This is a genomic window from Beduinella massiliensis (genome assembly GCF_900199405.1).
In the GTDB taxonomy this organism is placed as follows: domain Bacteria; phylum Bacillota; class Clostridia; order Christensenellales; family Aristaeellaceae; genus Beduinella; species Beduinella massiliensis.
The window spans coordinates 158,957-174,087 of record NZ_LT963430.1; the positions used below are offsets into that span (position 1 = coordinate 158,957).

A 15,131-nucleotide genomic window follows, 5' to 3' on the forward strand; every position below is an offset into this window, starting at 1 on the left:
TCCCTTGTCCCTTGCCGGGGACGTTATTTCCGCGTTTCCATGTAAGCGTCTTCGGATACCCAATCGTAAGCGGAATCATTTCCGCCGTCGTCCAGATCTTTCAGGTACTCTCCCGGTGAGCCCGTCACACAGCTGTTGTCCACAAAGCCGCGCACCAGCCCTGCCTCCGTCTGTACGTCGATGTACGCCCAATCCCCATTCCGCCTGTCGAGGTAGCGTCCCAACAGGACGATCTCGGTCAGCGGTTTCAGGGTGGCTATGGCCGTATGGCTTCCGTCCGGCTCGTCTGTCAGGATGCACTCTGTGATGATAAGGCCGCTGTCATACAGCAATTCCAATTCTCTCAGATGCATTTTGTCCTTCACTTGATTCAGGTTTACATAACCGATTCGCCGGTTGTTGGCGCCTACCTCGTATTCGATTGCTGCCCATCCGTTTTCTTCGCCCGCAAATTTAATGCTTTCGTTTGTGCTCGCAGACGCTTTGCCGTTGGCAGCGCGAAAGAAATTGCTGCCGGGGCCGGTGTAAACGTCCAGCCTTTGGCCGGGCGTCAGCTCGTAAGAGCGGAAGTCGAGCTGGTCATTCTCCGGCACGTCTGCTCCGCTGCGGGGCAGGGGCTTGCCGTTGGGGTTGGCGGTTTTCTGGTCGCGCATCTCCTGCAAAACCTGATGGACGAGCGCTTCATTGGCCTGCTCGACGGCGTTCAGCAATCCGAAATGATAGTTGGGGTCAGGCTCGTACCACGCTTGCGCGCGGAAATAGAGGTCGTAGCGTTCGCCCGGACGGAAAGGCCGGCCGTGACGGGCAAATATTTCGTTGTAGATGTAACCCAGGGCATCGTATTGCCATTCCCAAAGTTCATCCCTTGTCAGGTAGCGGCTGTCGCTGTCGTCGACAATGTAAAAATTGTTGAGCGCATCGTCGGCAAGTACGGGCGCCGCGCAGGTGAGAGCCGATAAGACCGCACAGAGAAACGGGCGAAACATTTTTTTGCGCATTTTTGACTTCCTCCTCTTTTGTGCATCTGCATCCTTAGCCTTTAGTATACTGTACCATGATTTGTGCAGATTGCAAGAGGAAACGTTGACTATAAGAACAAAGCTTAATAAGATACACGCCGAAGTCAAGCCGCCGCACCTGTCAGGCATGTGGAATGTCGGTGAATTCGGAAATTTCCCGGCTCGTGGTGCACAGGTCGTCCACGGACAGGTCATGCAGGTCGTCGTGGCCCGTAATGCGCGCGAAGGTGCGCAGCTCCTGCAGCGAACAGTTCAGGAAGTTCGCGACGCGCTGCGCCGCCGCGTCGCCCTGAAGCCGGGCGCGCAGTGCCGGGTCCTGCGTGGCGACGCCGACGGGGCACATGCCCGTGCCGCAGATGCGGTATTGTTGGCAGGCGGCGGCCATCAGCGCGGCGGAGGCGATGGCGACGGCGTCCGCGCCCATGGCGATCGCCTTGGCGAAGTCCGGGGAGACGCGTAGTCCCCCGGTGATGATGAGCTGCGCGTCGCAGCCTACGCGGTCGAGATACCTGCGCGCGCGGGAAAGGGCGTAGACAGACGGCACGCTGGTCGCGTCACGCACGAGCTTGGGGCTCGCGCCCGTCGCCCCGCCGCGCCCGTCGAGGGTGATGAAGTCCGGCCGGGCGAAGACGCAGAACTCCAGGTCACGCTCGATGCGTCCGGCGGCAATCTTGATGCCGATGGGGCGGCCGTCCGACGCCGCGCGCAGGAAGTCCACCAGCGCCCGCAGGTCTTCGCGCGTATTCACCTCCGGGAATTTTGAGGGGCTGATGACGTCCTGGCCCAGCGGTTTTTGGCGGATGCGGGCGATCTCCTCCGTCACCTTGCCGCCGGGCAGGTGGCCGCCCATGCCCGGCTTTGTGCCTTGGCCGATCTTGATTTCAATGGCGTCGGCGTTTCGCAGGTTTTCCGGGGTGGCGCTGTAGCGGTTGGGCACGTATTCAAAGATGTACTTGTCCGCCGCGGCCATTTCCTCGGGCAGTATGCCGCCCTCGCCGGAGCATGTCGCGCTGCCCGCCATCGCGCTGCCTCTCGCCAGCGCGATCTTCGTCTCCCTGGAGAGCGCGCCGAAGGACATGTGCGAGATGTACACCGGGTTCTCAAGCACCATCGGGCGCTTGGCGTGCTTGCCGATGACCGTGGTGGTGGTGACGTGCGCGTGCTCGTCCAGCGGCTGCGGGTTGAGCTGCGCGCCGAGGAGCAGGATGTCGTCCCATCCGGGCATCGGCATGCGCGTACCCATGGCCTCGATGATGGGCTTGCCCGTCACCGCCATCTGGTGGATTTCCGACATGTAGCGGCAGGCGGCGTCTGCGCGCGCCGTCTCCTTCGGGTAGTCGAGCGCCCGATTGCCGCTCGCCGGGGCGCTCGTCGGGGCGTTGTCCTCATGCAGGGACGCGAAGCGCTCCGCCCGTTCGCCGCAGATCGGGCAGACGGTGAGCGAGGAAAAGGGCTTCCCTTCCTTTTCTTCGTCGTGGATGTAGCCGCAGACCGGACACTTGTAGCGAGCCATGGCCGTTCCCCCTTTGTGGTAAAGTGAGAATTATTCTCATTTTGTTTCCATTATAGACCGGTTGCCGGGGAAAGTCAATGCGGCAGAACGGAATTATTTCCGGGCGGCCAAAATGAAAGCGCCCCGGCGCAGCAGCACGCCGGGGCGAGAGGGGGCTATTCGTCGGGCGCGAGGAAACCCCGGCGCTCGAGCTCTGAAAAGGCCACGTCGAGCGTGCGCTCGTCCGGCGCGGTGAGGGTGTGCAGGTGCAGCCCGTCGGTCAGCACGGAGAGGGGGGAGGCCTCCTGCCAGCCGGGGTTTTCCACGAAGTCGTCCACCTGACGGCGGCTCGCCAGCATCAGCATGGCGCGAAACTCTCCGTAGACCGGGTGGGAGACGACGATATCCTCCACCACAGCGCCCGCGTCCACGACGGCGTAAAGCTCCTCGCGCATGCGCTCAAACCCGGTGTGGATGCAGGCGGCGACGCGCGCGCAGGGGGAGGGCGCGGCGGCGGGGAGGACGTAGCCATCCGGCGTGGCGAGGATGGGGTGCCCCTTGGCGCGCAGCAGCGCAACGTCCTGCACGATCACCTGGCGGCTGACCGACAGCTCCTTGGCGAGCACGCCCCCCTTCACGGGCTGGCGCGCGTGTTCAAAGCGGGAAAGGATTTCGGCCCGGCGCTGGGTAGCGTCCATTGCGGTCACCTCCGAGGCGATGTTGTCTTCATTATAGCATGTTTGCCGGTCAAATGCCACGCATTCCGCTGGACGGACGCGGCCGCCGGGCGATTCCGGCACGAATTGTCGGGCAAGCCTTGCCGGGGTGGGACGAATCGACTATAATGAAGAAACAGACAGGCGGCCGCCGGGCGCGGGCGGTCAGGACGAGCGGAGGGATGGCCTATGCATGCGATCATCGGGACGTGGAAGATGTGTTTTGCGGGCCTGCGGGAGGCGCACGCGGAGCTTGCGGGCGGCGGCGCGGCCGGAGACGCGGTGGAGCGCGCGATCCGGCGCGTGGAGGACGACCCGGCCTACACCTCCGTAGGCTATGGCGGGCTTCCCGCCTGCGACGGCCACGTGTTTCTGGACGCGGCCTACATGGACGGCGGCGCGCTGCGCTTCGGCGGCGTGATGAGCGTGGAGGGCGTCAAAAATCCCATCCGCGCGGCGCGCCTGCTCTGCGGGCGCGAGACGAACTGCCTGCTTTGCGGGCGCGGCGCGGAGCAGTTCGCCCTGGAGAATGGGCTGGAGATGCGCGACATGCGCACGCAATCGGCCCTTTCCCGTTGGCGGGAGGCCGTGCAGCAGGAGAACGCAAAGCTCGACGCTTACCGCGGACACGACACCGTATGCGTGCTCGCGCTCGACGGGCGCGGACACATGGCGGCGGGCACCTCCACCTCCGGGCTCTTCATGAAGGCGCCCGGCCGGGTGGGGGATTCGCCCATCGTCGGCTCCGGCTTTTACTGCGACGCGCGCTTCGGCGCGGCGGCGGCGACGGGGCTGGGCGAGGACATCATGCGCGGCTGCCTTTCTTACGAGGTGGTTTCGCTCATGCGCCGCGGCGCGGACCCGATGGAGGCGTGCCGGGAGGCGCTGCACGCGCTGTCGCGCCGAAAGCAGGAGCTGGGCGAGGACGCGGGCAGCATCAGCCTGATCGCCCTTTCGCCCGGGGGCGCGTTCGGCGCGGCCACCACGCTGCCGGTCTTCCCCTTTGCCGCCGGGGACGCGGAAGGCGCCGCGCTGTACGCGGCGGGCGCGGATTCGCCGGGCATTCGGGCTGTGACGGAGGAAGAGGTGGACGGCGAGCCTTGACGAACGGTTACCGCGCCTGCGCGCGGATATCGGATAGACCGGAGCGGGTTTTCCGCTCCTTCCCAAGGGACGAGAACTGTAGGAGGGATACGATGCTGAGCGATATTGAGATTGCGCGCGCATGCAGGATGCAGCCCATCACGTCCATCGCGGACGCGGCGGGGATCGACGGGGAGCTGCTCGAGCTCTACGGGCGCTACAAGGCGAAGGTGGACTACAAGGCGCTGAAGGACAGGCCTATGGACGGGAAGCTGGTCCTGGTGACAGCGATCAACCCCACGCCCGCGGGCGAGGGCAAGACCACGGTTTCCATCGGCCTGGCGGACGCGCTGCGCAAGGCCGGGAAGCACACGATGCTGGCGCTGCGCGAGCCGTCGCTGGGGCCGGTCTTCGGCATCAAGGGCGGCGCCGCGGGCGGCGGCTACGCGCAGGTGGTGCCGATGGAGGACATCAACCTGCACTTCACGGGCGACCTGCACGCGATCACGGCGGCGAACAACCTGCTGGCGGCGATGGTGGACAACCACATCTCGCAGGGCAACGCGCTGGGCATCGACCCGCGCCGCATCACCTGGAAGCGCTGCATGGACATGAACGACCGCCAGCTCCGCCAGATCGTGGACGGACTGGGCGGCAGGATGAACGGCATGCCGCGCGAAGACGGCTTTGACATCACCACCGCTTCGGAGATCATGGCGGTGCTCTGCCTTTCCGCGGACATTTCGGATCTGAAGGACAGGCTTTCGCGCATCGTCGTGGGCCGCACGTTCGCGGACGAGCCGGTGACCGCGGGCCAGCTGAGGGCGCAGGGCGCGATGGCCGCGCTGCTGCGCGACGCGATGCGCCCGAACCTGGTGCAGACGCTGGAGGGCACGCCCGCGCTGGTGCACGGCGGCCCCTTCGCGAACATCGCCCACGGCTGCAACAGCATCGTGGCGACGCAGACGGCGCTGCGCCTCGCGGATTACGTCGTCACGGAGGCGGGCTTCGGCGCGGACCTGGGCGCGGAAAAGTTCATCGACATCAAGTGCCGCAAGGCAGGGCTCGCGCCCGCCTGCATCGTCCTGGTCGCGACGATCCGCGCGCTCAAGAGCCACGGCGGCGTGGCGAAGGCCGAGCTCTCGCAGGAAAACCTGCCCGCGCTGAAGAAGGGCCTCTCCAACCTCACGCGGCATTTGCAGAACATCCGCCACGTCTGGGGCGTGGAGCCCGTGGTGGCGCTCAACCGCTTCACGAGCGATACGGACGCGGAAATCGCCCTCGTGCGCGAGGCGGCGGGAAGCCTCGGCGCCAATGTGGCGCTGTGCGAGGTCTGGGGCAGGGGCGGCGAAGGCGGCCTCGCGCTGGCCGAGCAGGTGATCGCGAGCTGCGAGAAGGCCGATCCGTCCAGGTTCAGCCTGACGTACCCGGACGACCTGCCGCTCGCCGGGAAGATCGAGGCGGTCGCGACGAAGATTTACGGCGCGAAGGACGTGTCGATCGCGCCCGCGGCAATGAAGCAGCTGAAATCCTTTGAGGACGGCGGCTACGGAAAGCTGCCGGTCTGCATCGCCAAGACGCAGTACTCCTTCTCGGACGACCCCAAGAAGCTGGGCGCGCCGGAGGGCTTCACGCTGACCATCAGGCAGGTGAAGCTGAGCGCGGGCGCGGGCTTCGTGGTGGCGCTCGCGGGCGACATCATGACCATGCCGGGCTTGCCGCGCGTGCCCGCGGCGGAGAACATCGACGTGGACGCAGAGGGGAACATCACGGGGCTGTTCTGATAGCCTCTTACGATTAGCACGGAAAGGGTGAAACCCATTGTACAATACGCTTGAAATGCACATCCTCGAAATCCTCTCTGACGACGCGCGCGTCAGCACGGAGCAGATCGCCGTGATGACCGGCTACGACGCGCAGGAGGTTCGTAGCGCCGTAAAGCGCCTGGAGGACGACCGCGTGCTCGTCAAATATCCGGCCATGATCAACTGGGAGCGCACCGACAAGGAAATGGTGCAGGCGGTGATCGAGGTGCGCGTGCAGCCCCAGCGCGACCGGGGCTTCGACGCCATCGCCGCGCGCATCTACCAGTTCGAGGAGGTCACCAGCCTCTACCTCATGAGCGGCGCCTACGACCTGATGGTGATGGTGGAGGCGCCGACGCTCAAGCAGCTCGCGTCTTTCGTCTCCAGCAAGCTCTCCACGCTGGAGACCGTCACCGGCACGGCGACCCACTTCATGCTCAAGACCTACAAATACGGCGGCGTCATCTTTGAAGGGGATAACGCCGACCGGCGTCTGGCGGTGAGCCCGTGATGGATCTTGAGCGCATCGTCAACCAGCGCGTGCGGGCCGTGCCGCCCAGCGGCATCCGCAGGTTCTTCGACATCGTCGCGGAGATGCCGGAGGCCATCTCCCTGGGCGTGGGCGAGCCGGACTTCATCACGCCCTGGCACATCCGGGACGCGGCGATTACGTCGATCGAGGACGGCCTCACGCAGTACACCTCCAACTGGGGGCGCATCCAGCTCCGCAGCCTGATCGCGGAGTACATCCGGCGCCGCTGCCACGTGGAATACGATCCGGCGGAGGAAATCCTCGTCACCATCGGCGCGAGCGAGGGAATCGACCTGTGCCTGCGCGCGCTGTGCTCCCCCGGGGACGAGGTGCTCATCCCTGAGCCCTCCTACGTCTCCTACGCGCCGGGCGTCACCTTTGCGGGCGCGGAGCCGCGGCCCATCGTGACCCGCTTTGAAGAGGAATTCCGCCTCTCTGCGCAGGCCCTGCGCGCGGCCATCACCCCGCGCACCAAGGCGCTCATACTGCCCTACCCCAACAACCCGACCGGCTCCATCATGCGCCGGGAGGACTTGGAAGCGATCGCGGACGTGCTGCGGGATACGGACATCGTCGTCATCGCGGACGAGATCTACTCCGAGCTCACCTACGGCGGCCTCGAGCACGTGAGCTTTCCCTCCATCCCGGGCATGTGGGAGCGCACGGTGCTGCTCAACGGCTTTTCAAAGGCCTTCGCCATGACCGGCTGGCGCGTGGGCTACGCCTGCGGGCCGAAGGAGCTGCTGTCGATCATGTGCAAGATTCATCAGTACACGATCATGTGCGCCTCCACCCAGGGGCAGATCGCGGCGGAGGAAGCGCTCTCGCGGGGCCTTCAAAACGACTTCGAGGACGTCAGGAACATGGTGCGCAGCTACGACCGCCGCCGCCGGCTGATGGTGGACGCGTTCAGAAAGATGGGGCTTCCCTGCTTTGAGCCGCTGGGCGCGTTTTACGTGTTCCCCTCTATCGAGCGCACGGGCCTTGGCAGCGAGGCGTTCTGCCAGGGGCTGCTCAAGGCGGAAAAGGTCGCCTGCGTGCCGGGCACGGCGTTCGGCCAGAGCGGCGAGGGGCACATCCGCTGCTCCTACGCCACGGGGCTGGACAAGCTATCCGAGGCGCTCCGAAGAATCGAACGCTACGTGGGTTCCCTGTAAAACCCGGCGGGCCGGCAAAGCCTCCGCAAGGCTTTTCCGGCCCGCTTTTTTTAGGCTTCGCGCGCCGCCCGGACCAATTCTTTCCGCCGCTGGCGATTCCGTTAAAGTATTGTAATTTTTCCGTCTTTGTGTTATCGTGGAAGGGTATTCCGGAAGGTGTATGACAAATTTTCCACGCAGGATAAGGAGCCAATGCCGTGAAACAAATATTCTCATTGCTGCTCGTTTGCCTTTTGCTGCTGCCCTCCCTCGCGCTGGGCGAGGGGGATTCCTCCTTCTTCGGCCTGCAATACGAATCGGTCGAGGAGGACGCGGCGCCGCTGGGCGAGGAGGATTCGCCGGACGACGCCGGGCCCGGCGCGGAGGCGGACGCCGGGGACGAGGCGTTCTTCCCGCGCGCGTTCACCGTGACCGTCGGCGGCGATACGACCTTGGGCTCCACCGACGCCCTGCGCAAGCGCGACGACTGCTTTGAAAAGGTCGTGGAATCCGAGGGGTACGCATGGCCCTTCTCCGGTCTGGCGGACCTGTTCAGCCAGGACGACATGACGCTCGTCAACTTCGAGGGCACGCTCACCCAGAGTGAGAGCAAGAAGGAAAAGAAGTTCAACTTCAAGGCCCCGGCGGCGTACACGGAAATCCTCACCTCCGGCAGCGTAGAGGCCGTGAACGTCGCCAACAACCACATCGTCGATTACGGCGACGACGGCAAGGCAGATACGCTGCAAAACCTGCAGGACGCGGGGCTGGTCGTATCCGGCGGGGGCGTGCTGGGCATATTTGAGAAGGACGGCGTCAAGGTCGGCATGACCGGCTACTGCTTTCCCTACAGCAACGGCAAGAAGGACATCTCCAAGGACGTGAAGACGCTGCGCGAGATGGGCTGCCAGATCGTCATCGCCTCGTTCCACTGGGGCAGCGAGTATTCCTACGACTTCACCGCGGAGCAGCGCTCCATCGGGCGGGCGGCCATCAACGCCGGGGCGGACGTGGTCGTCGGCCACCACCCGCACGTGGTGCAGGGCATCGAAAAGTACAAGGGCCGCTACATCCTCTACTCGCTGGGCAATCTGGTCTTCGGCGGCAACGTCGATCCGGACGACCGCGACGCCTACGTCGCCCGCCTGCACTTCACCGTCACCGAGGACGGCAGCGAACCCCCGGAGCTGGAGATCATCCCCATCCGCCTGACCGAGAAGGAAAAAGGTACGGATTACAGGCCCGTCCTCGCGGAGGGCGAAGAAGCCGGGCGCATCGAGAAGAAGATCCTGAAGCGCTCGTATAAAATGGAGGAAGAGTAAGATGGCAACGGCGCATTACGCACTCTTCGTCGATCTGGAAAACTGCGGCGCGAAGATCGGCACGCTCAACGACGTCATCGAAAAGGTCAAGATTCGCGGGGATATCCTGATCGGCAAGGTCTACGGGTATACGGACAAGTACTCCGACCTCAAAGAGGTGCTGCTCTCCAACACGTTCAACGTCGTGCCCTCCATCCGCTATGGGCGCAACCAGAAAAACAACCTGGACATCCAGCTCGTGCTGGACGCGCTGGACGTGGCCTTCACCAACAGCCTGATCGATTCCTTCTGCATCGTCTCGGGCGACAGCGACTACGTGCCGCTGGTGGGCAAGCTCAAGTCCATGGGCAAGTTCGTGCTGGGCATCTCGCGTTCGGAGGCCGCGTCGAGCGTCTTTATCAACGCCTGCAACGAGTTTCAGTTTCTGGAATCCGTGAGCCAGGGCAAGTCCTCCGGCCGCAGCCAGAAGGACGAGCCGCTGACGCTCGAGCAGCTCAACGAGCTGATCTGCACCATACTGGAAGAGCAGGCGGACGAAAACGAGATTCTCGCCTCCGAACTCAAGAACATCCTGCTGCGCCTGCGCCCGGACTTCAACGAAAAGTCCTTCGGCTTTTCCACGTTCGGCAAGCTGCTCACCGGCCTCGCCCAGCGCTTCGACGCCTTCACGGTGGTGGCCGATCACTTCAACCTCATCATCCAGCTCGGCCACGAGGAGGAACCCGCAAAGCAGACCCCGCCGCAGCTCACGCGGGACAACTACGCCGAGATTTTCAGGAGGCACCTGAAGACGTTCAAGGACAACGGGTTCGAGCGCATCAACCCCTCGATCCTCAAGGCGGCGGTGCAAAACGACTACCCCGACTTCACCGAGCGCTCCGTCGGGTTCAAGCGCTTTTCCGACCTGCTGCGCGCGCTGGATAAGAGCGGCGTGCTCAAGGTGGAGCTGGACGAGCAGAAGACCATGCTTGTGAAAATTTTATGAAGCATTGGGGAGGCGCGCAGAGCGCCGCCCCGCTTTTTTTCTTTGGGCGCCCCGCGCGCCGCGGCGGCCGCCGGGGAATGGGCGGGCCCGCAGGGCGCCATAATGTTAATCAAATGCCGGAAAAGCTATCGTTTATGCCGAAGATCGTTAAAACTTTGACAATACTGCCCGAAAACAGCAGAAGGAACTCTGTACACTTCATTCATTGACGGAGGCAAACGATAATGTTAAAATATTATCAATCCCGGAAAGAAACCCGGGACGCACACCGAACCGCCCCGGCGCATGCCGGGGGAGAAAAGGAGCGTACGGTATGAACGAAACGCAGATCGTCGACAGCGTAGAGACGTTTGAGGCGGCGCTTGCCCGCGTGCGCGAGGCGCAGCGGCGCTACGCGGCCTACACGCAGGAGCAGGTGGACCGCATCTTCAAGGCGGCGGCCGTAGCCGCGAACAAGGCGCGCATCCCCCTGGCCAAGATGGCGGTTGCGGAGACCGGCATGGGCGTGGTGGAGGACAAGGTCATCAAGAACCACTTCGCCGCCGAATACATTTACAACGCATATAAGGACACCAGAACCTGCGGCGTCGTCGAGGAGGATGCGGCCTACGGCGTGAAGAAGATCGCGGAGCCCATCGGCGTCATCGCGGCGGTCATCCCCACGACGAACCCGACCTCGACCGCGATCTTCAAGACGCTGCTCGCGCTCAAGACGCGCAACGGCATCGTCATCAGCCCGCACCCCCGCGCCAAGGGCTGCACCATCGCGGCGGCGAAGACCGTGCTGGAGGCCGCGGTGGCGGCGGGCGCGCCCGAGGACATCATCAGCTGGATCGACGTGCCCTCGCTGGAGCTGACGAATATGGCGATGAAGGAAGCGGACATCATCCTCGCCACCGGCGGCCCGGGCATGGTGCGCGCGGCCTATTCCTCCGGCAAGCCGGCGCTGGGCGTCGGCGCGGGCAACACCCCCGCCATCATCGACGAGAGCGCGGACATCCTGCTCGCGGTGAACTCCATCATCCATTCCAAGACGTTCGACAACGGCATGATCTGCGCCAGCGAGCAGAGCGTCATCGTGCTAAGCCCCGTGTACGACGCGGTGAAGGCCGAATTCAGCCGCCGCGGCTGCTATTTCCTGAATGCGGACGAGACGGACTGCGTGCGCCGCACCCTCCTCATCAACGGTTCGCTCAACGCGCGCATCGTCGGCCAGGGCGCGCGCAGGATCGCGGAGCTCGCGGGCGTCGCCGTGCCGGAAAACACCAAGATCCTCATCGGCGAGGTGCAGAGCGTAGACCTTTCCGAGGAGTTCGCGCACGAGAAGCTGTCGCCCGTGCTGGCGATGTACCGTGCGGAGGACTTCGAGGACGCGCTGGAAAAGGCGGAGCACCTCATCGCGGATGGCGGCTACGGCCATACCTCCTCGCTGTACGTGAACGCCGTCACCGAGCGGGAAAAGATCGACCGGCACGCCGCGCGCATGAAGACCTGCCGCATCCTCATCAACACCCCCGCCTCGCAGGGCGGCATCGGCGACCTGTACAACTTCAAGCTCGCGCCCTCGCTGACGCTGGGCTGCGGCTCCTGGGGCGGCAACTCCGTGTCGGAAAACGTCGGGGTGAAGCACCTGCTCAACATCAAGACCGTCGCGGAGAGGAGAGAGAACATGCTTTGGTTCCGCGCGCCGCAGAAGGTGTACATCAAGAAGGGCTGCCTGCCGGTGGCGCTTTCGGAGCTTCGGGACGTCCTGGGCAAGCGCCGCGCCTTCGTGGTCACCGACTCCTTCCTCTTCAACAACGGCTATACCAAGCCGGTCACCGATAAGCTGGACGAGATGGGCGTCGTGCACACCACGTTCTACGACGTCGCGCCCGACCCTTCGCTGGGCTGTGCGATGGAGGGCGCAAGGCAGATGGCCGCCTTCAAGCCGGACGTCATCATCGCCGTCGGTGGCGGCAGCGCGATGGACGCGGCCAAGATCATGTGGGTGCTCTACGAACACCCCGAGGCGGACTTCATGGACATGGCGATGCGCTTTGTGGACATCCGCAAGCGCGTGTATACCTTCCCCAAGATGGGCGAAAAGGCGTACTTTATCGCCGTGCCGACCTCCGCGGGCACGGGCAGCGAGGTGACGCCGTTCGCGGTCATCACCGACGAGAACACGGGCGTCAAGTACCCGCTGGCCGATTACGAGCTCATGCCGAACATGGCGATCGTGGACGCGGACATGATGATGAACGCGCCCAAGGGGCTCACCAGCGCCAGCGGCATCGACGCGCTGGTGCATTCGCTGGAGGCGTACGCGGCCATGCTTGCGACGGACTACACCGACGGTTTGGCCCTGCGCTCCATGCAGATGGTCTTCGACTACCTGCCCCGCGCCTACGACGACGGCCCGAACGACCCCGTGGCGCGCGAAAAGATGGCCAACGCCGCCACCATGGCGGGCATGGCCTTCGCCAACGCCTTCCTGGGGCTCTGCCACTCCATGGCGCACAAGCTGGGCGCGTTCCACCACCTGCCGCACGGCATCGCCAACGCGCTGCTGATCTGCGAGGTGATGCGCTTCAACGCTGCGGAGGTTCCCGCGAAGATGGGCACCTTCCCGCAGTACGACCATCCGCACACGCTGGCCCGCTACGCCGAGGTGGCGGACGCGCTCAAGGCCGGCGGCGGCACCGACGAGGAAAAGCTGGAAAACCTGATCGCCATGATCGAAGGCCTCAAGGAGCGCATCGGCATCAGGAAGACGATCCGCGATTACGGCGTGGACGAACAGGACTTCCTGAGCCGTCTGGACGAGATGGTCGAGCAGGCGTTCGACGACCAGTGCACGGGCGCGAACCCGCGCTATCCGCTGATGAGCGAGATCAGGCAGATGTATCTGAACGCCTATTATGGCCGCTGAGAAGGGGGCAGGAATATGAATCTGGACAAGATCATCGCGGTGCGCACCTCCAAGACCGTCTATCGCGACGGGGACACCGTCGTCAAGGTGTTCGACGAGGACTACAGGAAGACCGACGTGCTGAATGAGGCGCTCAATCAGGCGCGCGTGGAGGAGACGGGCCTTCGCATCCCCAGGGTGCTGGAGGTCACGAAGGTGGACGGCAAGTGGGCCATCGTGTCCGAATACATCGAGGGCAAGACGCTCTCGCAGTTGATGGAAGAGAACCCGGAGAAGAAGGACGAATACCTGGAGCAGTTGGTGGACATTCAGCTTTCCATGCACGCGCAGAAGGCCCCGGCGCTGCTCAACAAGCTGAAGGAGAAGATGCACCGCAAAATCTCCGCGACGACGTTCGACGCGACGACGCGCTATGAGCTGCACACGCGCCTGGCGGGCATGCCGGATCACAACAAGCTCTGCCACGGCGACTTCGACCCCAGCAACGTCATCCTTCAGCCCGACGGCACGCCCTGCATCATCGACTGGTCGCACGCGACCCAGGGAAACGCCAGCGCGGACGCGGCGCGCACCTACCTGCTGTTCTGGCTTGCCGGGGACATTCAGGGCGCGGAAAAGTACCTGAACCTCTTTTGCAGGAAGAGCGACACGGCCAAGCAGTACGTGCAGAAGTGGATTCCGATCGTCGCGGCCTCGCAGACGGTCAAGGGCAAGCCGGAGGAGCGGGAGTTCCTCGCGCACTGGGTAAACGTGGTCGATTACGAGTAAGGAGGACGGGTCCATGGTAAAGGTGACGGTCTGCATCGGCAGCTGCTGCCACACGAAGGGCGCTGGGCGCGTGGTGGAGCGGCTGCAGCACCTGATCGCGGAGGCGAACCTCAAGGAGAAGGTGGACCTCGCGGGCAAGTTCTGCATGGGCACCTGCGAAAAGGGCGTATGCGTCACGGTGGACGGGGAGGCATTCTCCGTGACGCCGGAGACGGTGCGCGATTTCTTCGAGCGGGAAGTCAGGCCCAAGGCGGCGTAGAGAAAGCGGATAAAAGCAACGGGAAGCAGGGTGAGAGCTCTGCTTCCCGTTTTTATAATTAAATAATCGTTAGTTTTCCTTTGAACTATCTGATGGCAAATCTCTCCACGAAACACCAGTGAAGAACTCTTCAATTTCTACGTCATAGACTTCCGATAAAGCTAGTAGCACACTAATACGGATACTATAGCGACCAGCTTCCATCTGAGATAAGATTTCCCTACTTATAGGAACTTGCATAAGAGTTAGCTTAGCAACAACAGCTTCTTGTGTTAGACCTGCCGCAATACGTAACTTTTGAAGATTTTGTCCTATCGATATATCTTGCTTTAACCTTCTAGCCATCGCACCCACTCCCGGAAATGTAATTTATACATTCCACTTGATTGTACATGGGTTTAATGATAGAATTGGAATGTATACATTCCAAATTTGGCGTGGAGGTAAATATGCAGAAGAATCCTAATCTAAATCCGATGCTAAACGTTATCCCCGCCCGCGTCTTTATGGAGGCGGGCGGCGCTGCCGCGTGGTGCGCGTCCCATCAGGAAACGGTGCTCAAAATCATGGGACAGGTTCCCTGCGAGAAGACGGAGCGGGAGGAAATCGAGAGCCAGCTCCTCCGGGACGGACGGTTTGAACTGCTGACAGCGATGATCCTCTGCGACATAACGCGAAATCCGGGCCCGCGGAAAGAGAACCTGCTGGAGCAGCTTACGGTCGATCCATCCAACGGCGAGCCGCAGGCATATGAGGTCAAGCGCCTGGGGCAGCTTCTTTCCTTCCTGCGCTGGTGCGATGAAAAAGAAGAAGCCCTCCTCGTGGAGGGCGGGGACGGGCTGGAACAATTCCGTCTGCTGTACCTGGCGATTGGCGTGGGCTATGGGGCGCTGACCGTTTCCCTGGCCGCGAGGATGGGCGCTGCGGGGGTCAACCGGGGCTTCGCGGCGCTCAAAAAGTACGAGGGAAGGGAAAAGCAGCTATTCAGGAGCTGGCTTCGTGCCTTCTACGCGCGCCAGCCGGAGGGCCGGGACAAGCGAAAGCTGGGGAAGCGGCTTCTGCGCTGCGCCCCGCCCTCCGTGCGGCCGCTTCGCCTGTAG

Annotated in this window: 14 protein-coding genes; 10 read left to right on the forward strand and 4 right to left on the reverse strand. The window is 63.4% G+C overall.

Features of this window, described 5'->3' with window-relative positions; translation table 11 throughout:
• Nucleotides 1-23 precede the first annotated feature (23 nt).
• The 3 genes from C1725_RS01580 to C1725_RS01590 all read right to left on the reverse strand — a co-directional run bounded on the left by C1725_RS01580 (nt 24) and on the right by C1725_RS01590 (nt 3,209).
• Entirely contained in the window at nt 24-998 is a 975-nt protein-coding gene (locus C1725_RS01580) for a YARHG domain-containing protein (protein WP_346026233.1), read from the reverse strand.
• 142 nt (nt 999-1,140) lie between these two features.
• On the reverse strand, nt 1,141-2,532 hold the full coding sequence (locus C1725_RS01585) for a glutamate synthase-related protein (protein ID WP_102409942.1): 1,392 nt from the start codon (nt 2,530-2,532) through the stop codon (nt 1,141-1,143).
• A gap of 155 nt (nt 2,533-2,687) precedes the next feature.
• Nucleotides 2,688-3,209: a 3H domain-containing protein gene (locus tag C1725_RS01590; protein WP_102409943.1), complete on the reverse strand. Its 522-nt coding sequence runs from the start codon at nt 3,207-3,209 to the stop codon at nt 2,688-2,690.
• Nucleotides 3,210-3,416: 207 nt separating this feature from the next.
• Here C1725_RS01590 and C1725_RS01595 point away from each other — a divergent pair, with 207 nt between their 5' ends.
• The 9 genes from C1725_RS01595 (at nt 3,417) to C1725_RS01635 (ending at nt 14,031) form a co-directional block, all read left to right on the forward strand.
• Nucleotides 3,417-4,331, forward strand: a complete 915-nt coding sequence (locus tag C1725_RS01595; protein WP_102409944.1) for an isoaspartyl peptidase/L-asparaginase — start codon at nt 3,417-3,419, stop codon at nt 4,329-4,331.
• 92 nt (nt 4,332-4,423) lie between these two features.
• The gene (locus C1725_RS01600) at nt 4,424-6,094 is read left to right on the forward strand and encodes a formate--tetrahydrofolate ligase (protein WP_102409945.1); all 1,671 of its coding nucleotides are present in this window, start codon (nt 4,424-4,426) and stop codon (nt 6,092-6,094) included.
• Nucleotides 6,095-6,131: 37 nt separating this feature from the next.
• Entirely contained in the window at nt 6,132-6,626 is a 495-nt protein-coding gene (locus C1725_RS01605) for an Lrp/AsnC family transcriptional regulator (protein WP_428829568.1), read from the forward strand.
• Nucleotides 6,626-7,804 carry an aminotransferase class I/II-fold pyridoxal phosphate-dependent enzyme gene (locus tag C1725_RS01610; protein ID WP_102409946.1) on the forward strand — a complete coding sequence of 393 codons (1,179 nt, stop codon included), beginning with the start codon at nt 6,626-6,628 and terminating at the stop codon, nt 7,802-7,804. The genes C1725_RS01605 and C1725_RS01610 overlap by 1 nt, the downstream gene beginning before the upstream one ends.
• Before the next feature lie 197 nt (nt 7,805-8,001).
• Nucleotides 8,002-9,105 (forward strand): CapA family protein, encoded by a 1,104-nt coding sequence (locus tag C1725_RS01615; RefSeq protein ID WP_146009099.1) that lies wholly within the window; start codon nt 8,002-8,004, stop codon nt 9,103-9,105.
• A gap of 1 nt (nt 9,106) precedes the next feature.
• Nucleotides 9,107-10,090 carry an NYN domain-containing protein gene (locus C1725_RS01620; RefSeq protein WP_102409948.1) on the forward strand — a complete coding sequence of 328 codons (984 nt, stop codon included), beginning with the start codon at nt 9,107-9,109 and terminating at the stop codon, nt 10,088-10,090.
• A 313-nt stretch (nt 10,091-10,403) separates the two neighbouring features.
• Nucleotides 10,404-13,004, forward strand: coding sequence for a bifunctional acetaldehyde-CoA/alcohol dehydrogenase (gene adhE / locus C1725_RS01625; RefSeq protein WP_102409949.1), 2,601 nt, complete (start codon nt 10,404-10,406; stop codon nt 13,002-13,004).
• Between the two features lie 15 nt (nt 13,005-13,019).
• Nucleotides 13,020-13,772, forward strand: coding sequence for a phosphotransferase (locus C1725_RS01630; protein ID WP_102409950.1), 753 nt, complete (start codon nt 13,020-13,022; stop codon nt 13,770-13,772).
• Between the two features lie 13 nt (nt 13,773-13,785).
• Complete coding sequence (locus tag C1725_RS01635; RefSeq protein WP_102409951.1) at nt 13,786-14,031, forward strand: NAD(P)H-dependent oxidoreductase subunit E; 246 nt, start codon at nt 13,786-13,788, stop codon at nt 14,029-14,031.
• A 69-nt stretch (nt 14,032-14,100) separates the two neighbouring features.
• Here C1725_RS01635 and C1725_RS01640 read toward each other — a convergent pair whose 3' ends face one another.
• Complete coding sequence (locus C1725_RS01640) at nt 14,101-14,376, reverse strand: helix-turn-helix domain-containing protein (RefSeq protein ID WP_102409952.1); 276 nt, start codon at nt 14,374-14,376, stop codon at nt 14,101-14,103.
• Nucleotides 14,377-14,480: 104 nt separating this feature from the next.
• Here C1725_RS01640 and C1725_RS01645 point away from each other — a divergent pair, with 104 nt between their 5' ends.
• Nucleotides 14,481-15,131, forward strand: a complete 651-nt coding sequence (locus C1725_RS01645; protein WP_146009100.1) for a hypothetical protein — start codon at nt 14,481-14,483, stop codon at nt 15,129-15,131.